22 protein-coding genes are annotated in these 24,462 nt (G+C 74.0%); 11 read left to right on the top strand and 11 right to left on the bottom strand.

Features of this window, described 5'->3' with window-relative positions:
- Window positions 1-12: 12 nt before the first annotated feature.
- From trxB to ACWIYF_RS01090, 5 genes are all read right to left on the bottom strand, one after another.
- On the bottom strand, window positions 13-1,026 hold the full coding sequence (gene trxB, locus ACWIYF_RS01070) for a thioredoxin-disulfide reductase (RefSeq protein ID WP_448626261.1): 1,014 nt from the start codon (window positions 1,024-1,026) through the stop codon (window positions 13-15).
- Between the two features lie 56 nt (window positions 1,027-1,082).
- Window positions 1,083-2,834 carry a protein kinase family protein gene (locus ACWIYF_RS01075; protein WP_448626262.1) on the bottom strand — a complete coding sequence of 584 codons (1,752 nt, stop codon included), beginning with the start codon at window positions 2,832-2,834 and terminating at the stop codon, window positions 1,083-1,085.
- A gap of 74 nt (window positions 2,835-2,908) precedes the next feature.
- On the bottom strand, window positions 2,909-5,023 hold the full coding sequence (gene murJ, locus ACWIYF_RS01080; protein WP_448626263.1) for a murein biosynthesis integral membrane protein MurJ: 2,115 nt from the start codon (window positions 5,021-5,023) through the stop codon (window positions 2,909-2,911).
- Complete coding sequence (locus ACWIYF_RS01085; protein ID WP_448626264.1) at window positions 5,020-7,290, bottom strand: DUF6049 family protein; 2,271 nt, start codon at window positions 7,288-7,290, stop codon at window positions 5,020-5,022. Before ACWIYF_RS01085 ends, murJ begins: the two co-directional genes overlap by 4 nt.
- A 65-nt stretch (window positions 7,291-7,355) precedes the next feature.
- Window positions 7,356-7,832 carry an NUDIX hydrolase gene (locus tag ACWIYF_RS01090; protein WP_448626265.1) on the bottom strand — a complete coding sequence of 159 codons (477 nt, stop codon included), beginning with the start codon at window positions 7,830-7,832 and terminating at the stop codon, window positions 7,356-7,358.
- Window positions 7,833-7,874: 42 nt separating this feature from the next.
- Between ACWIYF_RS01090 and ACWIYF_RS01095 the strand changes: the two genes are divergently transcribed.
- Complete coding sequence (locus ACWIYF_RS01095; RefSeq protein WP_448626266.1) at window positions 7,875-9,386, top strand: CCA tRNA nucleotidyltransferase; 1,512 nt, start codon at window positions 7,875-7,877, stop codon at window positions 9,384-9,386.
- A gap of 79 nt (window positions 9,387-9,465) precedes the next feature.
- Window positions 9,466-10,401, top strand: a complete 936-nt coding sequence (locus ACWIYF_RS01100; protein WP_448626267.1) for a DUF559 domain-containing protein — start codon at window positions 9,466-9,468, stop codon at window positions 10,399-10,401.
- Window positions 10,402-10,448: 47 nt separating this feature from the next.
- Here the strand turns inward: ACWIYF_RS01100 and ACWIYF_RS01105 are convergent, their stop codons facing one another.
- A complete protein-coding gene (locus ACWIYF_RS01105; protein WP_448626268.1) occupies window positions 10,449-11,726 on the bottom strand; it encodes an MFS transporter in 1,278 nt (425 codons plus the stop codon).
- Between the two features lie 156 nt (window positions 11,727-11,882).
- Between ACWIYF_RS01105 and ACWIYF_RS01110 the strand changes: the two genes are divergently transcribed.
- Window positions 11,883-12,551: a YqgE/AlgH family protein gene (locus ACWIYF_RS01110; protein WP_448626269.1), complete on the top strand. Its 669-nt coding sequence runs from the start codon at window positions 11,883-11,885 to the stop codon at window positions 12,549-12,551.
- Between the two features lie 115 nt (window positions 12,552-12,666).
- On the opposite strand, the gene ACWIYF_RS01115 is transcribed toward ACWIYF_RS01110, so the two are convergent.
- The 3 genes from ACWIYF_RS01115 to ACWIYF_RS01125 all read right to left on the bottom strand — a co-directional run bounded on the left by ACWIYF_RS01115 (window position 12,667) and on the right by ACWIYF_RS01125 (window position 15,377).
- Window positions 12,667-13,437: a hypothetical protein gene (locus tag ACWIYF_RS01115; protein WP_448626270.1), complete on the bottom strand. Its 771-nt coding sequence runs from the start codon at window positions 13,435-13,437 to the stop codon at window positions 12,667-12,669.
- A 153-nt stretch (window positions 13,438-13,590) separates the two neighbouring features.
- Entirely contained in the window at window positions 13,591-14,670 is a 1,080-nt protein-coding gene (locus ACWIYF_RS01120) for an inositol-3-phosphate synthase (protein ID WP_448626271.1), read from the bottom strand.
- A gap of 80 nt (window positions 14,671-14,750) precedes the next feature.
- The gene (locus ACWIYF_RS01125; protein WP_448626272.1) at window positions 14,751-15,377 is read right to left on the bottom strand and encodes a PadR family transcriptional regulator; all 627 of its coding nucleotides are present in this window, start codon (window positions 15,375-15,377) and stop codon (window positions 14,751-14,753) included.
- 143 nt (window positions 15,378-15,520) lie between these two features.
- On the opposite strand from ACWIYF_RS01125, the gene ACWIYF_RS01130 reads away from it, so the two are divergent.
- The 3 genes from ACWIYF_RS01130 to ACWIYF_RS01140 all read left to right on the top strand — a co-directional run bounded on the left by ACWIYF_RS01130 (window position 15,521) and on the right by ACWIYF_RS01140 (window position 20,124).
- Window positions 15,521-15,931 carry a DUF5318 family protein gene (locus ACWIYF_RS01130; RefSeq protein ID WP_448626273.1) on the top strand — a complete coding sequence of 137 codons (411 nt, stop codon included), beginning with the start codon at window positions 15,521-15,523 and terminating at the stop codon, window positions 15,929-15,931.
- A 171-nt stretch (window positions 15,932-16,102) separates the two neighbouring features.
- Window positions 16,103-18,562, top strand: coding sequence for a transglycosylase domain-containing protein (locus ACWIYF_RS01135; RefSeq protein ID WP_448626274.1), 2,460 nt, complete (start codon window positions 16,103-16,105; stop codon window positions 18,560-18,562).
- A 23-nt stretch (window positions 18,563-18,585) separates the two neighbouring features.
- Window positions 18,586-20,124, top strand: coding sequence for a glycosyltransferase family 87 protein (locus ACWIYF_RS01140; RefSeq protein ID WP_448626275.1), 1,539 nt, complete (start codon window positions 18,586-18,588; stop codon window positions 20,122-20,124).
- A 49-nt stretch (window positions 20,125-20,173) separates the two neighbouring features.
- Here the strand turns inward: ACWIYF_RS01140 and ACWIYF_RS01145 are convergent, their stop codons facing one another.
- Complete coding sequence (locus ACWIYF_RS01145; protein ID WP_448626276.1) at window positions 20,174-20,986, bottom strand: deoxyribonuclease IV; 813 nt, start codon at window positions 20,984-20,986, stop codon at window positions 20,174-20,176.
- Window positions 20,987-21,109: 123 nt separating this feature from the next.
- Between ACWIYF_RS01145 and ACWIYF_RS01150 the strand changes: the two genes are divergently transcribed.
- From ACWIYF_RS01150 to rplI, 5 genes are all read left to right on the top strand, one after another.
- Window positions 21,110-22,165 (top strand): hypothetical protein, encoded by a 1,056-nt coding sequence (locus ACWIYF_RS01150; RefSeq protein ID WP_448626277.1) that lies wholly within the window; start codon window positions 21,110-21,112, stop codon window positions 22,163-22,165.
- Window positions 22,166-22,326: 161 nt separating this feature from the next.
- Entirely contained in the window at window positions 22,327-22,617 is a 291-nt protein-coding gene (gene rpsF / locus ACWIYF_RS01155; RefSeq protein WP_448626278.1) for a 30S ribosomal protein S6, read from the top strand.
- 2 nt (window positions 22,618-22,619) lie between these two features.
- Window positions 22,620-23,102 carry a single-stranded DNA-binding protein gene (locus ACWIYF_RS01160; protein ID WP_448626279.1) on the top strand — a complete coding sequence of 161 codons (483 nt, stop codon included), beginning with the start codon at window positions 22,620-22,622 and terminating at the stop codon, window positions 23,100-23,102.
- Window positions 23,103-23,138: 36 nt separating this feature from the next.
- Entirely contained in the window at window positions 23,139-23,375 is a 237-nt protein-coding gene (rpsR, locus tag ACWIYF_RS01165) for a 30S ribosomal protein S18 (RefSeq protein ID WP_073422051.1), read from the top strand.
- Window positions 23,376-23,386: 11 nt separating this feature from the next.
- Window positions 23,387-23,833, top strand: a complete 447-nt coding sequence (gene rplI, locus ACWIYF_RS01170) for a 50S ribosomal protein L9 (protein WP_448626280.1) — start codon at window positions 23,387-23,389, stop codon at window positions 23,831-23,833.
- 80 nt (window positions 23,834-23,913) lie between these two features.
- On the opposite strand, the gene ACWIYF_RS01175 is transcribed toward rplI, so the two are convergent.
- Complete coding sequence (locus ACWIYF_RS01175; RefSeq protein WP_448626281.1) at window positions 23,914-24,315, bottom strand: RidA family protein; 402 nt, start codon at window positions 24,313-24,315, stop codon at window positions 23,914-23,916.
- Window positions 24,316-24,462 lie beyond the last annotated feature (147 nt).

The following is a 24,462-nucleotide window of genomic DNA, read 5'->3' on the forward strand; positions in this document are numbered from 1 at the left end:
AGAGGGGTCCTTTCAGCGCTCGTCGAAGGTCTCGGCGAGCCAGCGCTCGGCGTCGATGGCCGCCGCAGCACCCGTGCCGGCCGCGGTGATCGCCTGCCGGTAGATGTGGTCGACCACGTCGCCGCAGGCGAAGACACCGTCGATGTTGGTGCGGGTCGTCGGGTGCTCCACCTGCACGTACCCGGCGTCGTCCAGCTTCAGCTGGCCGGCGAACAGCTCGCTGCGCGGGTCGTGCCCGATCGCCACGAACATCCCGGTGACCGTCATCTCCTCGGTGCCGCCGCTCTCGACGTCGGTGAGCTGGACCCCGCGGACGGTGTCCTCACCGAGGACGTCGGTCACCTGCTTGCCCAGCGCCCAGCGGATCTTCTGGTTGTCCTGCGCGCGCTTCTGCATGATCTTCGAGGCCCGCAGCTCGTTGCGCCGGTGGACGACGGTGACGCTCTTGGCGAAGCGGGTGAGGAAGGTGGCCTCCTCCATCGCGGAGTCACCGCCGCCGACCACGACGATGTCCTGGTCGCGGAAGAAGAAGCCGTCGCAGGTGGCGCAGGCCGAGACCCCGCGGCCGAGCAGCCGCTGCTCGTTGTCCAGGCCGAGGTACCGGTACTTCGAGCCGGTCGCCACGATCACCGCGTGGGCCAGGTGCGTCTCGTCGCCGACCTTGACCACCTTGGGGTTGGCGGTGAGGTCGACCTCGGTGACGTCGCGGGGCTGCAGCTCCGCGCCGAAGCGCTCGGCCTGCGTGCGCAGGTCGTCCATGAGCTGCGGGCCCTGGATCCCCTCCGGGAAGCCGGGGAAGTTCTCGACCTCGGTCGTGGTCATCAGCGCGCCGCCGAACTGCGAGCCCTCGAACACGAGGGGGTGCAGGTTGGCCCGGGCGGCGTAGATCGCCGCGGTGTAGCCGGCCGGACCGGACCCGATGATGATCAGGTCGCGGATGCCGTCGTGCTCGGCCGGGGGGATGGCGGGATGCGCCGGGTCGGTGCCGACCGCCGGTCCTGGCGTCGGCTGGGGGTTCGTCGTCACGGGCCGCACAACCCCGATGGTAGGGGCGGCATTCCCCCGCGGCCGTCCCGGCCGCGTCAGCCGGCGGTGCGGACGACGACCTCGGCCAGCTCCCCGCTGAACCCGTCACCGGTCTCGACCAGGCCGGTGACCCACACCAGCACGAAGCGGGCCGTGGTCGGCTGGGCGAAGGTCAGGTCGGTCGTGCCGTCGACGGTGCCGGACGCGGCGACCGCGTAGCTGTCCAGCGCGCCGTCCGGGCTGCCGCCGGTGCGCACCTCGACGGTGATGCCCGGCGTGCTCGTGGTGAGGGTGACGGCGGCCAGGTTCTGGTCGCTGCCCAGGTCGTAGAGGATGCCGACGCCGGGCTTGAGGTTGCCGAAGGCCGGCGAGCCGCGGTAGGTCAGCGTCGACCAGGCGGTCGACGGGTCGTTGTCGTAGCTGTTCGGGACCTCGTCGTCGTTCTCCGGCTGGCCGTCGCCCTCGGGGTCGAAGACCTCCGCGCTGACGATCGCGGCGGGGGCACCGGCCGCGGGCGCGGCGCTGCTGGACCCGGCGTCGGCCGACGAACTGGGCTGCGGCGTGGAGCCGCCGACCTCGTCGACGGAGCCGGCGACCGAGAGCACGTTGCTGCCGAACCACCAGGCCAGGGCGATCACCACGGCCAGGGCGGCCACGGAGATGCCGACGACGGCGAACCGGCGGCGGACGCCGGGCTCCTCGGTCTCGCCGATGTCGGTGCTGCCGGTGTCGGGGTAGTCCTCGTCGGCGTAGTCCTCGTCGCCGTACCCCTCGTGGGCGTAGCCGCGGCCCGGCAGGACCGCGTCGAGGTGGTCGGAGGTGCGGGTCCACGGCTCGTCGACGGGGTACGAGCCCGTCGGCGGCAGCGGCCGGGGCGGGGGCACCGGCGGCAGGGTCTGCGGGTCCAGCCGGACGGGGGAGTCGACGCTGATCGTGGGGGCCGGCGGCTCGTCGGCGGCCGGCGGCGGGGGGACGTCGGCCGCGTCGTCGTCGGTGTGGCCGGCTCGCGGAACCGCCTCCTCCCGACGGCGCAGGTTGCGCAGCCAGCCGCTGTCGGAGTCGGTGCGGTCGGCGGGAACGGCGCCGCCGGTGCGCGGCCGCTCGTTGAGCAGCGAGACCATGGCGGCCACGCTCGAGAGGCCCTGGCCGGGCTCGGTGGAGCGGGCGCGGCGGACGAGCGCGGCGAGGTCGGGCGGGACGCCGGGCCCGGTGCCGCGGCGCGTGCCCCGGCCGGCCGCCTCGACCGCCTGGGGACCGCCCAGGCAGGCCTCGAGCAGAGCGCCCAGGGCGGTGATGTCCCCCTGCACGGTGCCGCTGGCCGCGGGCACGGCCCGCAGCCCCACGAGCCCGTTCGGGCGGAGGACGACGTGCTCCGGGGTGAGGCCGCCGACGGCCAGCCCCACCCGGTGCGCCTCGGCGACGCCCTCGGCCAGGCGGCGGATGATCGTGCGCGCCTCCCGCTGGGGCAGCGGCCCGCGCTTCAGCCGGTCGGCGAGGCTCTCGCCGTCGATCCACTCGTTGACGACGTACGCGGCGCTGTTGGGCGCCTGGGCGTCGTCGGTTCCCTCCGCCGCGTCGTAGACCATCGCGAGCGCCGGTGTGGCCAGCCCGCCGGCGGTGAGCGCGCGGGCGATCCAGGCGTGCGCGGCCGGACCGCCGGGGGTGTGCACGCGGATCGCGACGTCGCGGTTGAGCACGCGGTCCTTGGCCCGCCACGAGCGGATGACGCCGGTGGGGGTGCGCTCGTCGGCGCCGACCTGGTCGAGGGGGCGGTAGCGGTCGGGAAGACCGGTGGTCGTGGACGTCATCGACGCGGACGACCCCCTCTTCCTGTCATTCCCGGCGGCGCCGCGCCCCGGGGACGGCGTGCCTTCCGAGGAGGTCATGCCCGACCACGCCCCAGCCGGGCCCGGACCGCCTCCAGCGGCTCCCGGACCTCGGGGACGCGGGCGAGGACGAGACCTCCGGCGACCGCGACGCCGATGACCACGGTACCGACCAGGAGAGTCACGAGCGAGCCTGCCACCGATGTGCCCAAAACGTGATCGAGCAGCGCGACCGCCCCCCAGCCCACGAGCCCCGCCGCGGCGGAGACGAGGGCAATCCGCAGGACAGGGGCGAGGGACTCGCGGGTCGGCAACGCGCCCAGGGTCCGCCGCAGTGCGACGTCCCCCAGGATCCAGCCGGCCACGTAGGTGAGCGACGTCACGAGCATCAGGCCGGCGACGACGTGCTCCGGATCGGCGACGACCGGGACGAGCAGCAGCAGAGGCACGCGCACCGCGACCATCCCGAGCTGGATCAGCGTCGGCGTGCGGGCGTCCTTCATCGCGTAGAAGACGCGCAGCTGCAGCAGCGTGATCGCCATCGGCAGCAGCCCGAACGCGCCGAGCGCCAGCGCGGTGCCGATGCCCCGCGCCTCGGCCACCGAGGTGTTGCCGCGCGCGAAGACGACGGTGGCCACGGCCGGCCCGAGCGCGATGAGCGCGGCGGTGACCGGGAGCAGGCCCAGGGCGGACAGCCGGGTGCCCAGGGCGAGATCCTTGACCACGCCCGGGACGTCGCGCCGGGCGGCCGCCCGGCTCATCCGCGGCAGCAGCGCGGTCAGCAGGGCGACGCCGATGATCCCGTAGGGCATCTGGAACAGCAGGCTGGCCGTGGCGTAGGCGGCCGAGCCGAGGGCGCCCTCGCGGCCGGCGCTGTTGGCCACGTTGGTGGCCACGACGACGCCCACCTGGCTGACCGCGACGTAGCCGATCACCCAGAGCCCGAGCGTGCCGGCCTCGCGCAGGCCGGTGTTCTGCAGCCCCCACCGCGGGCGCAGCGGCACGCCCGCCTTGGGCAGCAGCGGCAGCAGGACCACCGCCTGGACGGCGATGCCGAGCGTGGTGCCGATGCCGAGCAGCCACACTTGGCCGGCGGTGATCGTGGCCGGTGTGAGGTCGCCCGGGCCGCTGGCGGCGATGAACAGCACGCCGGTGGCGATCACCACGACGTTGTTGAGCACCGGCGCCCAGGCCGGGGGGCCGAAGACGTCGCGGGAGTTCAGGATCGCCGTCGCCAGGGCGCCGATGCCGTAGAAGACGATCTCGACCAGCAGCAGGCGGGCCAGCCAGTTGGCCAGCGCCACCTGCTCGGCGTCCCCGCGGATGCCGTAGAGCCAGGTGAGCGCGGGCGCGGCGATGACCGCGAGCACCGTGACCCCGGCGAGCCCGGTGACCGCCAGCGTGGCCAGCCGCTGCGCGTAGGCGGCGCCGCGGTCGGCGTCCCGCTCCTGCGCGTGGACGAGCAGCGGGACGACGACCGAGGTGAGCACGCCGCCGAGCAGGAGCTCGTAGACGATGTTGGGCAGCGTGTTCGACGTGTTGTAGGCGTCGTTGACCAGCCCGACGCCGAGCGCGGCCACCAGCACCATCGTCCGCAGCAGCCCGGTGATCCGGGAGACCAGCGTGGCGACGGCCATGGTGCCCGCGGCCCGGAGGATGCCGCGGCTCGCGCCGGGGGCGCCCTCCCGCTGCTCGAGCTCCTCCTCGGTCTCGTCGGTGGGCCGCGGGACCGGCGGCAGCACCGGGATGACCTGGGTGAACTCCTCCTCCGGATGCGGCACGAAGCGTCGCCGCGGCGACGGCGGCACCGGCGGCAGCGGCATCCGGCGGGGGCCCGGCTCGGGTGCGGCCGGGTACGGCGGTGGTGGCAGCAACTGGGGGCCCTCGCCCGAGGAAGGACCCCGCTGCCCCCCGCCACTCGCAGGCTCGCGGCGGGACCCTGCAGCGGGGCCGTTCGAGGCCGCGATGTTGCCGGTCAGGGCGTCGGCCGAGGGGGCCGACGCCGGCGGGGCCTCGCGGTAGGGCGGCGGCGGAAGGGGCGCTGCACGGGGGGCCCGGGTTCGGGGAGCGGCCGGCGGCACCGGCGGCAGGGGCCGCGCGGCGCCGTCCCCCTGCAGCTCGTCGCGGACCGGCGGGTCCTGCTCGTGCACCGGCTGCTCGCCCGGGGTCACACCGGGCTCCGGGTGGGCGGCAGCGGGACGGCGGCACCCTCGGGACCGGGCGCGCCCGCGATCTCCTCGGCCGGCGCACCGCCGCGGCGGCGGTTGAGGAGGAAGCGCACCAGCCGGCGCAGGAAGAGCAGCCCGAGCAGCGCCGCCGCCCCGATCGTGATGATCAGGGAGATCGACCCGTAGGCGGTGCTCTTCACCTGGATCTGCACGGCGTCCCCGAGCTGCCCGCCGCTGGGCGTGGTGAGGGCGGCGGTGACCGCGAACCGGCCGGACTGCCGCACCGAGGTGGGGACCTGCAGCGTCGTCCGCTCGCCGGGGGCCAGCTCCTGGACGCCGATGTCCTCGATCTGCAGGCCCACGTTGCCGCGGGTGCGCAGCTGCAGCAGCACGCGGACGGCGAAGGGCAGGTCGTTGCGCACGGTGAGGACGAGGGGGGCGTCGCTGGAGGCGAGGCTGTAGGTGCCGTCGGCGGGGGCGAGCAGGGTCACCCGGTCGCGGAGCCGGTCGACGGCGCCGTGCAGCTGCTCGGCCGCGGCCACGAAGCCGGCCGGGTCGCCCCGCCAGGCCACCGAGGTGGTGCGGGCGATCGCGGCGTCGTCGGGCGCCAGCGCGGCGTCGGGGGAGCCGACGACGGCGCCGGCCAGGTCGTCGCGCACCGCGGCTGCCGCGGCGACCTCCGCCAGGCCGGCGCCGTCCAGCGCGGGGCCGGCGGGCGGCGCCAGTGAACCGGCGTCGGCCGACGGCCCCGCGGCGACGTCCTGGACCGTGGCCGCGCGCAGCCACGGCAGTTCGGCGGTGTCGGCCATCATCGCCCGCACCCCGTCGGCGTCCGCGCCGACCGTCCGGGGCGGGGCCACGAGCACGGTCGGGGCCTGGGCGGGATCGGCCGGCGCGTGCAGGCTGATCAGGGCGAGGTCGGCCAGGTAGCGCTGCTCCGCGATGCGCACGCCGCCCGCGACCGCCCCGGTCGAGGCCGCGACGTCCCCCAGTGCGGGGTCGGTGACCAGCGCTTCGACCGAGCCGTCCGCCAGCGGGACCGTCGTCCGCGCGGCGGCGGTGCCGGCACCCAGCCCGAGCGCCCGGTCGCCGTCGGTGAGGGCGGCGGCGTCCACGACGACCCGCTCGGCGCCCCCGGCCCGGAGCGCGGCCAGGGTGTCGGCGGAGACCGTGCCGGCGGCCACCCACGCCAGGTCGGTGCGCGGCTCGACACCCAGGGCGTCGGCCAGGATCCGCGCGCCGGCGCCCTCGTCGTCGGCCGGCGCGGAGGCCTCCGTCGTCGCCGGGGCCGTGCCGTCGGCGGGCGGGTCTTCGGCCGTGCCCGCGGCGGTGCCGGGCAGGCTGCGGGTGAGGACGTCGGTCAGGCCGGTGCTCACCAGCGCCTCGGCGTCGACGTCCCCGTAGGGGAGGGCGACGACGGGATGGACGGCGGCGACCGCCCGCAGCCGGTCGAGGAAGGCGTCGGCGGCGCCGGTCCCGCGGCCGGCGTTCTCCTCGCCCGCGACCGCGTAGGGCCCGGCGGCCATGATCTCCAGCTCCTCGACCAGCGCCGGGTCGATCGCCAGGGTCACCGGCACCGCCGGCACCGGGTCGCCGCCGCCCGCGGGGGCGGTGCGGGGCAGGTCCTCGACGACCGACAGCGCCCGGTCCAGCCGGCCGCCGGAGCGCACGGCCGCGGTCAGGTCGTCGTCGGCGAAGCCGCCGGAGGCGGTGCGGTGGCTGCGCTCGACCAGGGGCCACAGCCAGGCGACCGTCGTCCGCCCGGCGGGGATCGCCGGCTGCTGCACGAGGTAGGTGGACAGCTCGCCGACCCGCCGCCGCTCGCCGCCGTCGACGGTGCCGTTGACGTTGAGCAGGGCCGGGTAGACGCCGTCCCGGGTGAGTTCCAGCTGGTCGGCGGGGACGGTGTAGCTGAAGTCCAGGGAGTCGCCGGGCTCCAGGCGGCCGGGGAGGTCCTGGAAGCCGGGCTCGACGGTCGTCGCCGGGTCGGGGTCGCCGTCGGCGGCGGCGAGCTCCGCCCGCGTCGTCACGACCGCGCCGCGCTGCAGCCGCACGCCGAGGTCGCTGACCGTCTGGTCCCCGGTGTTGGTCAGCGTGCCGGTGACGGTGACGATCGAGCCGGGGACGACGCTGCGCGGCTCGAACCGGCTGACGTCGATGGCCACCGGCCGCTCGGGGTCGGTGGTGTCGTCGGGCGCGGGGGCGGCGGCGGCCGGTCGCGGCGCCAGCAGGACGACGCCGCTGAGCACGGCCAGGCAGAGGAGCAGCACCGCTGCACTCCGGGATTGCGGCCGGTGTCGGCCGTCGGCGGGAGCGCGGCCGGCAGCCGACTCACTCACGCGCTGTCGGCCAGCAGGGCGGGCGCCCGCTCGACCAGGGCCCGCTCGTCGGCATAGGCCAGGCGCTCGGAGAGTTCCGACAGCGGCACCCAGGCGACCTCGGTCACCTCGACGTCGGCGTCGGACAGCGCTCCCCCGATCGCGCGGAGCAGGAAGTGGTGCACCGTCTTGTGCACCCGGCGGCCGTCGGCGACGAACCAGAAGTCGATGATCCCGAGCGGGGCGACGACCTCGCCGATGATCCCGGTCTCCTCGGCGACCTCGCGGACGGCGGTGTCCTCGGGGGTCTCACCCTCCTCGATGTGCCCCTTCGGGAGGGACCAGAGCAGGCGCCCACGGCGGTCCGTCCGCCCGATGAGGGCGGCACGCGGTTCCGACTCGCCGTCGTCGGCCACCACCAGGCCCCCGGCGGAGGTCTCGTCGACCCGGCGCAACCGGCGGCCGGGGCGTCCGCGCCCGCCCGTCCCAGCCATGCCAGGAGGGTAGCGCGCGTCGCGGCACTACCCTGGCTCGTCGTGTCCGCTGTGCCCCCGAGTCGCCCTGATCCCGAGCCGGTGCCGCCGGCCGTCCAGGAGACCGTGCGCGCGCTCGTCGACGTCTCCCCTGTGCTGGGCGAGCTCGGCGAACGCTTCGCGGCGGCGGGTTTCCAGGCGCACCTGGTGGGCGGCTCGGTGCGCGACGCGCTGCTGGCGGGCGGCTCCGGCGCGTCGCGCGTCCCGGGCGACCTCGACGTCACGACCGACGCCCGGCCGGAGCAGACCTTCGAGGTCCTGCGCGGGTGGGCCGGTTCCACGTGGAACACCGGCATCCAGTTCGGCACGGTCGGCGCGGAGGTGCGCGGCGTCCGGCTGGAGATCACCACCTTCCGGGCCGACCGGTACGACCGGGAGTCGCGCAACCCCGAGGTGGCGTGGGGCACCTCGCTGGTCGACGACCTGGCGCGGCGGGACTTCACGGTCAACGCGATGGCGGTGTCCCTCGGCCCGGACCGCACGGTGACCGACCCCTTCGGCGGGCTCGGCGACCTGCTCAAGCGGCGGCTGCGCACGCCCGGTGCCGCCGTCGACTCCTTCCTCGACGACCCGCTGCGGATGCTGCGCGCCGTCCGCTTCGTCGCCCAGCTGGGCGTGACGCCGGACGACGAGGTCGTGGCGGCGATGACCTCGCTGGCGCCCGAGCTGAAGCGGATCACCCGTGAGCGGGTGCAGCAGGAGCTCTCCAAGACCCTGCTGCAGGACTCCCCCCGCGCCGCCCTGGAGCTGTTCGTGTCGACCGGCCTGGCCGACGCAGGTGACGTCCTGCCGGAGCTCGCGGCGCTGCGGATGGAGATCGACGAGCACCACCAGCACAAGGACGTCTACGCGCACTCGCTGACCGTGCTGGACCAGGCGATCGCGCTGGAGAAGGCCGACCCGTTGCACGAGTCCCCCGACCTCGTGCTGCGGCTGGCCGCGCTGCTGCACGACATCGGCAAGCCGGCCACCCGCCGGCACGAGCCGCGCGGGCGGGTCTCCTTCCACCACCACGAGGTGGTCGGGGCGAAGCTGGTGCGCAAGCGGCTGACCGCGCTGCGCTACTCCAAGGAGATCACCGAGGCGGTGGCCCGGCTGACCTTCCTGCACCTGCGCTTCCACGGTTACGGCGGCGGTCAATGGACCGACTCGGCGGTGCGCCGCTACGTCACCGACGCCGGCGACCTGCTCCCCCGGCTGCACAAGCTCGTGCGCTCGGACTCCACGACCCGCAACAAGCGGCGCGCCGCGGCGCTGGCGGTGACCTACGACTCGCTGGAGAAGCGGATCGCCGAGATCGCCGAGGCCGAGGACCTGGCGCGGGTCCGGCCCGATCTCGACGGCAACGCGATCATGGAGATCCTGGGCCTGCCGCCGGGCCGGGAGGTCGGTGAGGCGTGGCGGTTCCTCAAGGACCTGCGGCTCGAGCGGGGGCCGCTGCCGCCGGACGAGGCCGAGGCCGAGCTGCGCGCGTGGTGGGCCGCCCGCTCGAGCGGAGGAGATCCGTGCGGGTAACGCGCACTGATCTCCTCCGCAACGGCGTCGCTGTGGACAGCGGCGGCGGCGTGGCCGCGGTCCCGGTCACCATCCCCCGGTGCCCTCCGCGTCCGTCTTTCCGCGCGATCTCCCGGTCGCCCGCCGGAACGTCCTGAGGGCGCGCGGCCTCAGCGATCACCGCATCCGCACCGCCGTGCGCACAGGAAGGTGGCAAGAACCCGTCCGTGGTGTCGTGGTGCCGCATTCGGGAGCGCTCACTCAGCGGGAGCGGTGGCTGGTTGCGCTGGCGTACGCGGGGTCGGATGCCTGCCTGTCCCATCACAGCGCCCTTCGCCTGTGGGGGGCGAAGGCGGACGAGCTCGCGGCCGCTCCCCGGGTCGCGGGCGTGCTCGGCGACTACCGAGCGCCGGCCGAAGGGGGCATGGTCGAGGTCTCCCGTCCGCACGGCCGGGGGCACATGTCCTCGCACGGTTTCGTGGTCGTCCACCAGAGCAGGCGGCCGCTCGAGAGCGTGGAGCTGTCGGGACTGCCCACCACGGGGGCGGCCCGGGCGGCGATCGACGTCTCATTGACCGCCCGCCGTCGCGCCGATGTCGATCACGCCATCTCCGACGTCCTCCAGCGCGGTCTGACGACCGTCGATGAGCTGGCCGAGGAGACGCGGAAGGCGGGTCGTGCGGCGACGGCGTGGCTCCGAGCGGCTGTCATCGATGCCGGGCGCGGCATGAGATCGGTGGGGGAGAGCGAGTTGCGGCGCGTCGTGCGAGCCGCTGGTCTGCCCGAGCCGGAGTGGAGTGCCCCGGTCGACACCCCGGCGGGTAGGTACTTCGTCGATGCGCTGTGGCGAGAGCGACGAGTCGTGGCGGAGGCAGATGGCATGGCCTACCACCTCAGTGCGCGCGAGTGGGGTGCCGACCTCAAGAGACAGAACGCGCTGCACGGGGCCGGCCTCGTGCTCCTCCGGTTCCCGGTACGGCGGCTGCGCGAGGAGACGCAGGCCTGCAGCGAAGAGCTGAGGCGCCTGGTCGCGTGAGCGGAGGAGATCCGTGCGCGTAACCCGCACGGATCTCCTCCGCAACGTCAGTGTTCGTGGGTGATGCGGGCGTAGGCGACGGCGGTCAGGAGGTAGCCGGCGCCGACCGCGACGAGCATCGGGTAGGAGATCCCGGACGGCGGCAGCACGAACGCGCCCACCAGCAGCGCCGCGACGAAGGTGACGTTGAACAAGGTGTCGTAGACGGAGAACACGCGGCCGCGGAAGTCGTCGTCCACGGCCTCCTGCAGCGTGGTGTCGACGCAGATCTTGACCGCCTGCCCCACGAAGCCGAGCACCAGCCCGGCCCCCACGATCGTCGGCGCCACGAACGGCAGCCCGAGCGCGAGCTGGGCCAGACCGCCGCCGACGAGCAGGAGGGTGATCCACCGCGGCTTGCCGATGTGCCGCACCACCCACGGGGTCACCGCCGCGGCCAGCAGCGTGCCCAGGGCCCCGGCGCCGAGCACCTCGGCCAGCCCGACCAGCCCGCCGGGGAACAGGCTGTCGGTGTCGGTGAAGGTGTTCCGGTACAGCAGCAGCGTCATGAGCGTGAGGACGCCGTAGAACAGCCGGTGCAGGCTGATCGCGGTCAGCGCCGCGGCCGCCGGCGGGTGCGCCCACGCGTGCCGGGCGCCGGCGACCATCCCGACCGCGACCTCCCGCGCCGACATCCGCGCCGAGCGGGCCATGTGGTCCGGTCCCAGATAGGGGCGGGTGAACCCGGCGACGACGGCGGCCGCGCCGAGGTAGGGCAGCGCCGCCGCGGCCGCCAGCGCCGCGTAGCCGGCGTCGCTCGTCCCGGTCAGCTGCAGCAGCCCGAGCGCCGCGCCGCCGCCGCCGACGGTCGCCACCGCCCCCGACGTCGTCGACAGCGCGTTCGCCGACACCAGGGACGGCTCGTCCACCGTGTGCGGCAGCCCGGCCGACAGCGCTGCCAGCACGAACCGGTTGACCGAGAAGACGGCCAGCCCGGCCACGTAGAACGGCGTGCCGTCGACCCCGCCCAGCACCAGCGCCGCGACGACGGCGACCAGCACCGCGCGCACGAGGTTGGCGCGCAGCAGGACCTGCCGCCGGCTCCAGCGGTCCAGCCACACCCCGGCGAACGGCCCCACCAGCGAGTAGGGCAGCAGCAGGATCGCGAAACCCGCGGCGACGTCGACGGGATCGGCTGCGCGCTGCGGGTTGAACAGCACGGTCCCGGCCAGCGCGGCCTGGAAGACGCCGTCCCCGAACTGCGACAGCAGACGGGTCGCCAGCAGCCGCCGGAAGTCCCCCCGCAGGAGCAGATGGCGCACGGTCGTGGCCGCCTGCTGCTGCATCCGGTCACCCTACGGGTCGGGAAACCTCCGTCCTCGTCACCGACGGGCCGAGTCCAGCGTGCGTCCAGGCATTATTCAGCCGCACAGCGGCCGTCGTGCTCTTGACGGCGCAGCCTCGACCTCCCCCGGAGGCGGCGGTGGGGCACACTGGACGAGATGACTCCGGTGCCTTCGTCGCCCGACCCCGAGTCCGGTCCGCCCACGCGGCCCGCGACCGGTCGCCGCCGCGCCGACGCCGTCCCCCCGCTGTCGATCGGCGGCATGGAGGACGTACGCCCCGGCGCGCTCCTCGTCGCGATGCCGGCGCTGTCCGACCCCACGTTCGCCGGCACCGTCGTCTACGTCCTCGACCACACCGACAGCGGCACGCTCGGCGTCGTCCTCGGGCGGCCCAGCCAGGTCGAGATCCGCGACGTGCTGCCCGGCTGGTGCGACCTCGCCGTCGACCCGGGGGTGTTCCACGTGGGCGGCCCGTGCGAGACCGACACCGCCCTCTGCCTGGCCACCTCCCCCGCCGCGGTCGCCGACGAGGACAGCGGGCTGCGCCGCGTCGCCGGTGACGTCTACCTCGTCGACCTGGACGGCGATCCGGCGGAGCTGGCCGGGCAGCTGGCCGGGCTGCGCGTCTTCGCCGGTTACGCCGGATGGTCGCCGGGCCAGCTCGCCCTCGAGATCGCCGAGGGCTCGTGGGCGGTCGTGCCGGGGATGCCGGCCGACGTGCTGAGCCGGATGGCCGGCCCGCAGCTCTGGCGCGCGGTGATGGGCCGGCAGCGGGGGCGGCTGGCCGTGCTGTCCACCGCACCGGCGGACCCGTCGGCCAACTGATCCGCCGCCAGGGGAGGCGCGCGGCGCCGACTTCTGGTAGGAAAGGCCTCGGGAAGGGGCGGTCTGGGGAAGAGGCCGCCCCTTCCTGCTGTCCGGGTCCGGGTAGGGGTCCTTCTCAGACGCCCACTTGAGCCGCGACCTCCGGCTGGTCGGCCGCGTTCAGCGTCTCGTCGCCGGCCGGCAGGTCGATCTCCCGCTCCCCGTGGTCGGAGAGCGTGATCGTGACCTCGAAGTCCTGGTCCGGCAGCGGCGTCACGTACTGCACGAGCAGCTCGTCCGACGAGGACACCGCGACCGTCTTGCCGCCGCTGAGCGAGAAGACCGACGCCAGCTGCCCGTCGATCGAGCGCTGCCCCTGCCAGGTGTAGCCGCCGTCGAGGAACGCCCGTGGGTCGTCACCGGCCCGCGCGGAGAGGTTGAGCACCAGCTGCGCCAGGACGTCGACCAGCGACGCCGTCCCCTCGGCGGACGTGGCCATCGGACGGCGGACGTAGGCCGCGTCCGGCAGACCCCGGGAGGAGAGGGCCTCGGCGAGCCCGGGGACGTCGCCGAACCAGAGCTCGTCGGGCGTGAAGAACAGCGTGCGCGTCTCGTCGGGGCGGCCGTCCTCGAACGTGGTCACCGCCTGGGCCCGGCCGATCGAGCGGACGAAGTCCACCTCGCCGGTGAGCGTGAGCACGGCGCCCTCGCCGTAGGGCGCGGACTCGACGAAGTCCGCGCCGCCGTGCTCGAAGTTCCGGTGCAGCAGCTCGGCGAGCACGTCGGCCTCGTCCCGGGTGATCTCGTCCCCGGGGTTGCGGTCGACGGCGGAGCTGTCCGAGCAACCGGCCAGCAGGGCGAGCACCAGTCCCAGGGCGAGCAGGAACGGACGACGGCGGGACGGCATGCCCGCCAGCGTAGGCAGCCGACCTGTCAGCCCCCCGGAACGCCTCCGGGCCCGCCCCCACGAGAGGGGCGGGCCCGGCAGCAACAGGCTGGAACGGCCCCGTCCAGGGACCCGCGCCGAGCGGAGCGAGGCGTGGGGAGGACGGGGGTCCTTCTAGCGCTCGACGTCACCCCGGATGAACGCCTCGACGGCGTCGCGGGCCTCGCTGTCGCTGTACTGCACCGGCGGGCTCTTCATGAAGTAGGACGACGCCGACAGCAGCGGGCCGCCGATCCCGCGGTCCTTGGCGATCTTCGCCGCCCGGATCGCGTCGATGATGATCCCGGCCGAGTTGGGCGAGTCCCAGACCTCGAGCTTGTACTCCAGGTTCAGCGGGACGTCGCCGAACGCGCGGCCCTCGAGGCGGACGTAGGCCCACTTGCGGTCCGACAGCCACGGCACGTGGTCCGACGGGCCGATGTGCACGTTGCCGACGCCCATGTCACGGTCGACCTGGCTGGTGACCGACTGGGTCTTGGAGATCTTCTTGGACTCCAGCCGCTCGCGCTCGAGCATGTTCTTGAAGTCCATGTTGCCGCCGACGTTGAGCTGCATCGTGCGGTCGAGCCGCACGCCGCGGTCCTCGAACAGCTTGGCGAGCACGCGGTGCGTGATCGTCGCGCCGACCTGGCTCTTGATGTCGTCACCGACGATCGGGAGGCCGGCGGCGGTGAACTTGTCCGCCCACTCCTTGGTGCCGGCGATGAACACGGGAAGCGCGTTGACGAACGCGACGCCGGCGTCCAGGGCGCACTGCGCGTAGAACTCGGTGGCCGCCTGCGAGCCCACCGGCAGGTAGCAGACCAGGACGTCGGCGCCGGACTCGCGGATCGCGGCGGTGACGTCGACCGGCTGCTCGTCGGACTCCTCGATCGTCTCCCGGTAGTACTTGCCCAGGCCGTCGAAGGTGTGGCCCCGCTGGACGGTCACGCCGAGGGGCGGGACGTCGCAGATCGCGATGGTGTTGTTCTCGCTCGCCACGATCGCCGCCGAGAGGTCCTGGCCGACCTTCTTGGCGTCGACGTCGAACGCCGCGACGAACTCCACGTCGGAGACGTGGTAGTCGCCGAAGCGCACGTGCATCAGGCCGGGCACGGACGTCGTCTCGTCGGCGTCCCGGTAGTAGTGGACGCCCTGCACGAGCGACGCGGCGCAGTTGCCGACGCCGACGATGGCGACCTTGACGCTTCCCATGGAGTGCTCCTCTTTTCTCGGACCGCGACGGTCCGGTGACAGGGACCGGTGGCGGTCCTGCGACGTGCGTACGGGGGGGTTCAGGTGGTGCTGGGGGGATCGGACGGCGGGTCCGCGGGCGGTTTCACGGACGGATCGGGCGGGCGGTCCTGCCTCGCGGTGCGGCGCTCGGCGTCGATGAGCTCGGAGAGCCAGCGGACCTCGCGGTCGACGGAGTCCAGGCCGTGCTGCTGGAGCTCGAGGGTGTAGCGGTCGAGCCGTTCGCGGGTGCGGGCCAGCGAGGAGCGCAGTCCCTCGCGCTGCTGCTCGACGGTGCGCCGCCGTCCCTCCAGGATCCGCAGCCGGGCATCGGCGGCCGTGTGGCGGAAGAACGCCAGGCGGACGCCGAACAGGCCGCTGTCGTCGTACGCCTCCGGGCCGGACTCGCTGGCCAGCTCGTGGAAGCGCTCCTTGCCCTCGGCGGTGATCGTGTAGACCACCTTGCCGCGCCGGCCGGTCAGCGGCGGGGCGTCGGCCGGCAGGAGCGCCTTGCGGTCGGGCTCCGCGGTCGTGATGTAGCCCGCGGCGTGCAGCCGCTTGAGCGCGGGGTAGAGCGAGCCGAACGAGATGCTCCGCAGCCCGCCGAGCAGTTGCGCGAGCTCCTTGCGCAGCTCGTAGCCGTGCATCGGCGACTGCTGGAGCAGGCCGAGGATGGCGAACTCGAGCATCGTCGCCTCCCCTCCTGCCCCGGACCGATGTATCGGGACGATACATCGGGAGGTGAACAGCAGCACAACGGCCACCGAACGGGTGAACGTCCACGAGGTGCGCCGAGGCGCCGCGTCAGGGCGCCGGTGCGTACATTGACGCCGTGCCCGGACGCCGATCCGTCGTGGATTACTCGCTGCAGCGGCGAGCCGTCCTCGCGGACGTGTACGCCGGGCGGACGGGCCTGTTCGAGGTCTGCGACGCCAGCCCGTACCTCTCCCGCGCGGCGAAGTACCACGGCGAGGCCACCGACACGGCCTGCCCGGTCTGCCGCAAGGAGCGGCTGACCCTGGTGAGCTACGTCTACGGTGAGCACCTCGGCCCCACGGCCGGCCAGGCCAAGACCGAGGCCGAGCTCGCCCGCATGGACGCCATGCAGGACGAGTTCTCCGTCTACACCGTCGAGGTGTGCCGGGGCTGCGGCTGGAACCACCTGGCCTGTTCGTACGTCCTCGGCGCCGAGCCGGAACCGGGACGCCAGCCGCGCAAGCGGCGCCGCGCAGCCACGGAGTAGTTGCTCACATCGGGGAATTCCCCGGTCACGCCGGACCCTTCCGTCACACGTGTCCCGTGACGCGCGCCGTTCTCGCGCGTTGTCCCCGTGATCCACAGCTGAAGACGACACCCTTGCGACCGGGGCCTCCCCCGGTCCCCGATACACGACTGTCCGAGAGGGGCCCACTGCGTGCCTTCCCACGACGAGACCTCCCCCGTCGCGCCGCGCGCCGGCTCGGTCCGCCGGCCGCCGCCCGCCCGTAGCTCCAGCGCGGGTGGTGGTGGCGCCGGGGGCACTCGCCGACCGGCCGCCGGCGGCGGTCGCGGACGGACGACGGCCTCGCGGTCCGCGCCGGCCGGCGGCACCCGCCCGCCCGGCACCCGCCCTCCGGGCGCCCGGCCGACCGGGCGCAAGGGCAAGCCGCCGCGCTCGAAGAAGCAGCGCCGCAGCCGCAGGCTGAAGATCGCCCTGGCGACCATGCTGGGGCTCTTCGTCCTCTTCGGTGTCTTCATCGGCGTCGTCTACGCGAGCACCGAGGTCCCGGACATCAACTCCGTCCAGAACGCGCAGACGACGGTCGTCTACTACGCCGACGGCACCACGGAGATGGCCCGCCTCGGCAGTGAGAACGAGAACCGGACCAACGTCTCGCTCGAGCAGGTCTCCGAGCCGGCGCGCAACGCGATCCTGGCCGCGGAGAACCGCAGCTTCTACACCGACCCGGGCATCTCCTTCACCGGCATCGTCCGTGCCGCGTGGAACAACGTGACCGGCGGCTCGACGCAGGGCGGCTCGACGATCACGCAGCAGTACGTGAAGAACGCCTTCCTGACCCAGGACCAGACGTTCAGCCGCAAGTTCCAGGAGCTGTTCCTGGCGATCAAGCTGGACAACAACTACTCGAAGGACCAGATCCTCGAGAACTACCTGAACACCATCTACTTCGGCCGCAGCGCCTACGGCATCGAGGCGGCGGCGAACACCTACTTCGGTGTCCCGGCCTCGCAGCTGACCGCCCAGCAGGGCGCCGTCCTCGCCGTCATGGTCCGCAACCCCTCCCGGTACGACCCGGCGAACGACCCGGAGGCCGCGCAGGACCGCTGGGGCAAGGTGCTCGACGCGATGGTCGAGGAGGACTGGCTGTCGCAGGCCGACCGCGACGCCTCGGTGTACCCGCCGGTCCAGCCGAAGACCGGCTCCGGGCTCGGCCTGCCGGAGGACCCGTCGGGCCTGATCGTCCAGCAGGCCGTGACCGAGCTGGAGAGCAAGGGCTACAGCGAGCAGCAGATCCGGGCCGGCGGCCTGCGGATCACCACGACGGTCGACCCGCGCCTGCAGGACGCGGCCGAGACCGCCGTCGCCGACGTGATGGACGGCGAGCCGAACGACGTGCTCCGGGAGGCGCTCGTCGCCGTCGACCCGCACACCGGCGCGGTCAAGGCCTACTACGGCGGCCCGTCCGGCGTCGGCAACGACTACGCGCAGGCGCAGCGGCAGCCCGGGTCGTCGATGAAGCCCTATGTGCTGGCGACCGGCCTCGAGCAGGGCATCGGCGTCAACGCCCGGCGCGACGGCAGCAACCGCCAGACGTTCCCCGACCGCGATGCGCCGGTGAACAACGCCGGCGGCGCGTCCTGCGCCGCCTGCACGCTCAAGGAGGCGATCACCCGGTCGCTGAACACGACGTTCTACGGGCTGGCGTACGAGGTCGGCCCGGAGAACGTCCGGGACGTCGCGCTCCGGGCGACCGGCCTGCCGGAGCAGTGGTCCGGCGGCGTCCTCGAGGGCAACACGACCCTCGCCGCCCCGAGCGGCGCGACCGGGTCGTCGATCGGCATCGGCGAGTACGAGATGCGCACGATCGACCAGGCCGTCGGCTTCGCGACCTTCGCCAACGGCGGCATCCACCACGCGCCGTTCTTCGTGTCCCGGGTGACCGACAACGCGGGCACCGTGATGCTGGAGAACGCCGGCGACGCCGGTGAGCAGGCGGTGCCGGCGGACGTCGCCAACGACGTCAGCTACGCCCTCGAGGGGGTCGCGGACTACTCCCACCGCTCGCTCGACGGCGGTCGCCCGGTGGCGAGCAAGACCGGCACGCAGGGCAAGAGCGGCAGCACGGTCGACAACACCGACGCCTGGATGGTCGGCTACACGCCGTCCCTGTCGACGGCGGTCTGGATGGGCAGCGACGGGCAGGCCGCGATCCAGAACGCGCAGCAGGGGCCCATCTACGGCTCGGGGCTGCCGGGTGCGATCTGGCAGCAGTTCATGAACACCGCGCTGGAGGGCACCCCGGAGGAGCCCCTGCCCAGCAAGGCGCTCATCGACGGCGACACGGGCGAGGGCGTGCCGGCCCCGACGACCGAGGCCGCGCCGACGACGCAGGCCCCGCCGCCCACCACCACGCCGCCGGCGCCGGTCGAGGAGACCACCGAGGACACGACCGAGGAGGAGCCCGTCCCCGGCGACACGGACGGCGACGGCGTCCAGGACGACTTCGACGGTGACGGCGTCCCCGACCCCGTGGGCGATGAGCAGGACACCGGCGAGGAGCAGACCAACCCGGACGGCAGCGTCCCCGACTCCGACGCCGGCGTCCCCGCGCCCGGCGAGCAGCGCTCGGGCCGGGATCAAGCCGGCGGCTGACCCCGGCGCGGCAGACTGAGGCCGTGAGCCAGCCGCGCACCGACGACACCCCCACGGACCCCTCCGGCTTCCGAGCCGAGGGGTCCGTGGCGTCTGCGGCGCCGGGTGGCGGACCGGCGTGGCCGGACCGGGTGGTGCCGAGCTGGGCCGACCCGGTCGTGGCGCAGGCGAGCGAGGCGGTGGGGGGCCCCTGGGGCCGGCACGCGGTCACCGGGCGGGCGCTGTTCTGGACGCCGCTGCGGGTCTGCCTGCTGTTCACCACGCTGGTCCTCGCGCTGGCGTGGCTCAAGCAGGCGCCCTGCGCCAGCGGCAACTGGGCGGGCTTCGTCCAGTACACGCACTTCTGCTACTCGGACACCATCCCGCTCTACGGGCTGCGCGGGCTGGACACCGGCCAGGTGCCCTACCTGGACTCCGCCGTCGAGTACCCGGTGCTCACCGGCGGCTTCATGGCGCTGGCGGCGGGCCTCGCCGGCGGCTACGACGGGCTGGCCCGCTCGTTCGGGCTGCTGCCGCAGGTGCCCGCGGTGGAGAGCTACTACGTCGCCACGTGCCTGCTGCTCTCGGCCTGCGCGCTGCTCACCACCCGGGCCGTCCTGGGGGCTGCGGGCCGCCGGCCGTGGGACGCCGCGATGGTCGGGCTCTCGCCGGTGCTGTTCGTGCACGCGTTCACCAACTGGGACCTGTTCGCGATCGCGCTGTCCACCCTGGGGCTCTGGGCCTGGGCGCGGTCCCGGCCCGCGCTCGCCGGCGTCCTGATCGGGCTGGGCGTGGCCGCCAAGCTGTACCCGGTGCTGCTGCTCGGTGGGCTGTTCCTGCTGTGCCTGCGGGCCGGGCGGCTGCGGGTGTGGCTGCGCGCGGCGGTCGGCGCCGGTTGTGCCTGGCTGGTCGTGAACGTGCCCATCGCGGTGCTGGCCCCGGAGAACTGGGGGCGGTTCTTCGCCCTCAACGGCAGCCGGCCGGCCGACCCGGACACGGTCTGGAACCTGCTCCTGGCCGCGACCGACCACCGGATCTTCGACGGTCCCCTCGCCGAGGGCCAGACGCCGACGGTGCTCAACACGGTGGTCGCCGGCTCGCTGGTCCTCTTCCTCGCGGGCATCGGCTGGCTCACGCTGGCCGCCCCGGTGCGGCCGCGGGTGGGTCAGCTGGCCTTCCTGCTGGTGGCCGGCTTCCTGCTGCTGAACAAGGTGTGGAGTCCGCAGTACTCGCTGTGGCTGCTGCCGCTGGCGGTGCTCGCCCGGCCGAGCTGGCGCGCGCTGCTGCTGTGGCAGGCCACCGAGGCGCTGCTCTGGGTGCCGCGGCTGCTCTGGTACCTCGGCACCGACAACAAGGGCGTCGAGGCCGAGTGGTTCTTCCTCGCCGTCGGGATCCGCGACGTCGCCGTCGTCGTCCTCATGGGCCTGGTCGTGCGGGACGTCCTGCGGCCCGACGAGGACGTCGTCCGCCGGTCGTGGCCGGGCACCGACGATCCGGCCGGCGGCGTCCTGGACGGGGCTGACGACCGGGTGGTCCTGCGCCGCTCCGCGTCGCACCGCGGCCAGGTGCCGTCCCCCGGCTGAGCCGGGCCGCTGCCGTCGTTCCTCGGGAGACCCTCCGGGCCTCCGCCCGTCACGACAAGGCCGCTCGCAGAGCCTGGATCTCCCCGGCATGCGCCGGCGCGTCGCCGGGGGTCTCCAGGATCACCGGGCACCCGGCCGCCCGGACGACCTCGACGAGCAGCTCGGTCGGGATCTCGCCGTCGGCGAGCGGCGCGTGCCGGTCGCGGCTGGAGCCCTGCGGGTCGCGGCTGTTGTTCAGGTGCACGAGGTCGATCCGGCCGGTGATGGCACGGACGTCGTCGACGGCGGTGGCGAGGTCCCAGCCGGCGGCCCACGCGTGGCAGGTGTCGAGCACGAAGCCGGCGCCGAACTCCCCGACGGCCTCCCAGAGGCGGGCGATCGCGTCGAGGTCGCGGGTCATCGCGTTGCCGCCGCCGGCGGTGTTCTCGAGCAGGATCGGCAGCGGGAAGCCGCCGTCGTCGGCCTGGCGGGAGAACGTCTTGCGCCAGTTGTCGACGCCGACGGCCGGGTCGTCCTTGGCGAGGACGTGGCCGCCGTGCACGACCATGCCCGCGGCGCCGATCGCGGCGGAGGCCCGCGCGTGCGCGGCGAGGAGCTTGCGGCTCGGGATGCGGATCCGGTTGTTCGTCGTCGCCACGTTGAGCATGTACGGCGCGTGGACGACGACCATGACGTCGGCGGCCTGCAGCGCCTCGGCGTCCGGGCGCGGCTTCGGGGTGGCGTAGCTCTGCGGGTCGGTCAGGAAGATCTGCACGCCGTCGGCGTCCATCTCGGCCGCCCGGGCGAGCGGGCCGCCGTCCACGAGCTCGTTGTCGTCGGTGAGGCCGGGGCCGATGTGTACGCCGATCGGGTGATTCGCCACGGGGCCCGACCCTAGTTCCGACGCAGGTCCACGTTTAGCCGTAACCCGGCTCACACATAGTCGTTCCTGCAGCGTGACGGGGGTTACTCGCTGGTAGCGGCGCAGCTGGAGGTTACGGAGCAGATGGCAACCGGTCGGATCCGGCGGACGGCGCGCCGCGGCATCGTCGCCCTGGTGCTCGGCTGGCTGGCCGTGCTCGTCGCGACGGTGGCCGCCGCGCCCGGCGCGAGCGCGGCGCCGACCGCCACGGTCGACATCAGGACGCTCACGCCCCCCGTCGTGAGCGTGGACGCCGGCGGGACGGTCACCTTCGTCAACCACGTCGCGACCTACGACTCGGCGGTCACGCTGCCCCTGGTCGGCGGCGTGAAGGCCACGGTCCACACCGACGTGTCGGTGACCTTCTTCGGGCAGAAGCGCGATCTGCAGTTCGGCCAGTCGACGCAGTGGGCCTTCCCGTCGACGACGGCCGGCACGATCACCTACACGTACCGCATCGTCCCGCAGGCCGGGCTCGCGGCGAACCTGGTCAACCAGGTGGTGAACGGCGTCGCGGCGACCCTGCCGCCGCTGCCGGCGCCCGTCCCGTACGTCGTCGAGACCCTGGTGCCGCTGCCCACGCTGCCGAGCACGAACCTGCCGGACCTGCCCGAGGTGAACGTGCAGGTGCCGGGTGTGCCGAACGCTCCGGCGCCCGGGCCGGACGGGACCCCGCAGCCGCCGACGGGCGGGGTGATCGACGTGCCGCAAGGCGGCACGACCGGTGGGACCCCGCAGAGCATCCCGGGGACGCAGTACACCTACGACACCGGCAGCGGCGCGCCGCAGATGGCGCCGGTCGACACCGCGGCCGCGGCGGCGTTCGACCCCGCGCGCTTCTACGTGCCCGGCCGGAGCACCGGCTCGCCGGACCGCTTCGCCGGCTCGGGGATGGGTGCCGGCGGCGTCACCGGCAACTACGACGGCGCCACCGTCCCGGTGTTCGGCCAACTGGCCGGCCTGGACGGCTCGGACCTGGAGGAGGCCGACAGCGCGGTCGCCGCGCCGGGCGCCGCCTCGGGCGCCGGCCTGCCCGTGCCGGCACTCGCCGCCGTCGTCGCGCTGGCGGCGGTGACCGCGGCGCTGGTCCGCACCCAGCAGGCGCACCGCGCGGCCCGGTCGGTGCACCGCTCCCGCTGACCGACGTCCGTCCCGGCCGACCGGCTGTTGCCGCGACGCTGGTAGCCTCGTACCGGCGCGTTCCGCCGGTCCCGGTGACCGGCCGGGGCGCGCGACGCGTGTACGACCCTCCTGCTGCAGACCGACTGCAGCCGCCCAGACCAGAGGAGGTGGGGTTCTCCGTGCGTCATTACGAACTGATGGTCATCCTCGACCCCGAGCTCGAGGAGCGGACGATCGCTCCGTCGCTCGACCGGTTCCTGACCGTCGTGACCAAGTCCGGCGGAACGGTCGGCAAGGTCGACATCTGGGGCCGTCGCCGGCTCGCCTACGAGATCAAGAAGCAGATCGAGGGCATCTACGCGGTCATCGACATCGATGCCGAGCCCGCGGCCGTGGCCGAGCTCGACCGGCAGCTCAACCTGAACGAGTCGGTGCTGCGCACGAAGCTGATGCGGCCCGAGGTCCACTGACCATGGCCGGGGAGACCGTCATCACCGTGATCGGCAACCTGACCGCCGATCCGGAGCTGCGCTTCACGCCCTCGGGTGCCGCCGTCGCGAACTTCACGGTGGCCTCGACGCCGCGGACCTTCGACCGGCAGTCGCAGGAGTGGAAGGACGGCGAGGCGCTGTTCCTCCGCTGCAACGTCTGGCGGCAGGCGGCCGAGAACGTCGCGGAGTCGCTGACCCGCGGCTCCCGGGTCATCGTGAGCGGCCGGCTCAAGCAGCGCTCGTTCGAGACGAAGGAAGGCGAGAAGCGCACCGTCGTCGAGCTGGAGGTCGACGAGATCGGCCCCTCGCTGCGCTACGCCACGGCCAAGGTCACCCGCGCCTCGCGCGGTGAGGGTGGCGGCGGCTTCGGTGGCGGCGGCGGCTTCGGTGGCGGCGGCGGTGGCGGCGGTGCCGGCGACCCGTGGTCGACGCCCGCCGGGCCGACCGACGAGCCGCCCTTCTGATCCTTTCGACCCTCATACCTTTCCTGGAGAACCCCGGTGCCCAAGCCACCTGTTCGCAAGCCCAAGAAGAAGGTCTGCCAGTTCTGCAAGGACAAGGCGACCTACATCGACTACAAGGACACGACACTGCTGCGGAAGTTCATCTCCGACCGCGGCAAGATCCGTGCCCGCCGCGTGAGCGGCAACTGCAGCCAGCACCAGCGGGACGTCGCCACGGCCGTGAAGAACAGCCGTGAGATGGCCCTGCTGCCCTACACCTCGACGGCGCGCTGACCATGAGCACGATGAAGCTGATCCTGACGCAGGAGGTCACCGGTCTCGGGACCTCCGGCGACACCGTCGAGGTCAAGGGCGGCTACGGCCGCAACTACCTCCTGCCGCGCGGGCTGGCCATCAAGGCCACCCGGGGCGCCGAGAAGCAGGTCGAGTCCCTCCGCCGGGCGCGCGCCACCCGTGAGGTGCGCTCGCAGGAGGAGGCGCAGACCGTGGCCGGGCAGCTGGCGAACCTGACCGTTCGCGTGCCCGCCCGGGCCGGTGCCGAGGGCCGCCTGTTCGGCCGCGTCACCACCGCCGACGTCGCCGCCGCCGTCTCGGCCGCCGGCGGCCCGGAGCTCGACCGCCGCCGGATCGAGCTGCCCAGCAGCATCAAGACCACGGGCCAGCACACCGTCACCGTGCGGGTGCACCCGGAGGTCACCACGCAGCTGGTCATCGAGGTCGTCCCTTCCTGACGACCCGATAGCTGCACCTGCCCGAGGGGCGTCGGACTCCGGTCCGGCGCCCCTCGCGGCGTCTCCGGGGCCGGAGCGGGCTACGCGACGGCGGTCGCCTCGATCTCGACCATCAGCTCCGGGAACGCGAGCCGGGTGACGCCGACCAGCGTGCTGGTCGGGGTGACGCCGGCGGCCGCGAACCGCTTCGCCAGGTCCTCCCAGGCGCCCATCATCGCGTCCACGTCGGTCGTGAAGACGTTGATGCGGACGACGTCGGCCAGCGTCATCCCGCCGTCCCTCAGCACGGTCTCGATGTTGTCCAGGGAGAGGGAGACCTGGGCGGGGAGGTCGCCGGGGTGCTGCGGGACGCCGTCCGCCGACATGGCGGCCTGTCCGGAGAGCACCAGCACCCGGCTCGCGCCCTCGACCAGCTCGGCCTGGTTGAAGCCGATGGCCAGCGACCACGGCCACGGGTTCACGGGGGTACGGGTGACGGTCATCGCGGCTCCCTCCGCTTCCGGTCGGCCGGACGGTGCCGGCGCGGATGCCCATGGTGGGCCGGTGGCGGAGGGCGCGCGGTGCTCGTGGTGCCGCCGTTCCCGACACGGCGTCGGAACCCACGCTCCGCGGTCCCGCGGGTCGGCGCC

The sequence above is a fragment of the Geodermatophilus sp. URMC 64 genome (assembly GCF_053502555.1).

Coding starts and splice junctions, on each gene's coding strand:
- ACWIYF_RS01075 (WP_448626262.1), bottom strand. CDS start 2,834: ATGACGTCCACGACCACCGGTCTTCCCGACCGCTACCGCCCCCTCGAC.
- ACWIYF_RS01090 (WP_448626265.1), bottom strand. CDS start 7,832: ATGGCTGGGACGGGCGGGCGCGGACGCCCCGGCCGCCGGTTGCGCCGG.
- ACWIYF_RS01105 (WP_448626268.1), bottom strand. CDS start 11,726: ATGCAGCAGCAGGCGGCCACGACCGTGCGCCATCTGCTCCTGCGGGGG.
- ACWIYF_RS01110 (WP_448626269.1), top strand. CDS start 11,883: ATGACTCCGGTGCCTTCGTCGCCCGACCCCGAGTCCGGTCCGCCCACG.
- ACWIYF_RS01115 (WP_448626270.1), bottom strand. CDS start 13,437: ATGCCGTCCCGCCGTCGTCCGTTCCTGCTCGCCCTGGGACTGGTGCTC.
- ACWIYF_RS01120 (WP_448626271.1), bottom strand. CDS start 14,670: ATGGGAAGCGTCAAGGTCGCCATCGTCGGCGTCGGCAACTGCGCCGCG.
- ACWIYF_RS01125 (WP_448626272.1), bottom strand. CDS start 15,377: ATGCTCGAGTTCGCCATCCTCGGCCTGCTCCAGCAGTCGCCGATGCAC.
- ACWIYF_RS01150 (WP_448626277.1), top strand. CDS start 21,110: ATGGCAACCGGTCGGATCCGGCGGACGGCGCGCCGCGGCATCGTCGCC.
- ACWIYF_RS01160 (WP_448626279.1), top strand. CDS start 22,620: ATGGCCGGGGAGACCGTCATCACCGTGATCGGCAACCTGACCGCCGAT.
- rplI (WP_448626280.1), top strand. CDS start 23,387: ATGAAGCTGATCCTGACGCAGGAGGTCACCGGTCTCGGGACCTCCGGC.
- ACWIYF_RS01175 (WP_448626281.1), bottom strand. CDS start 24,315: ATGACCGTCACCCGTACCCCCGTGAACCCGTGGCCGTGGTCGCTGGCC.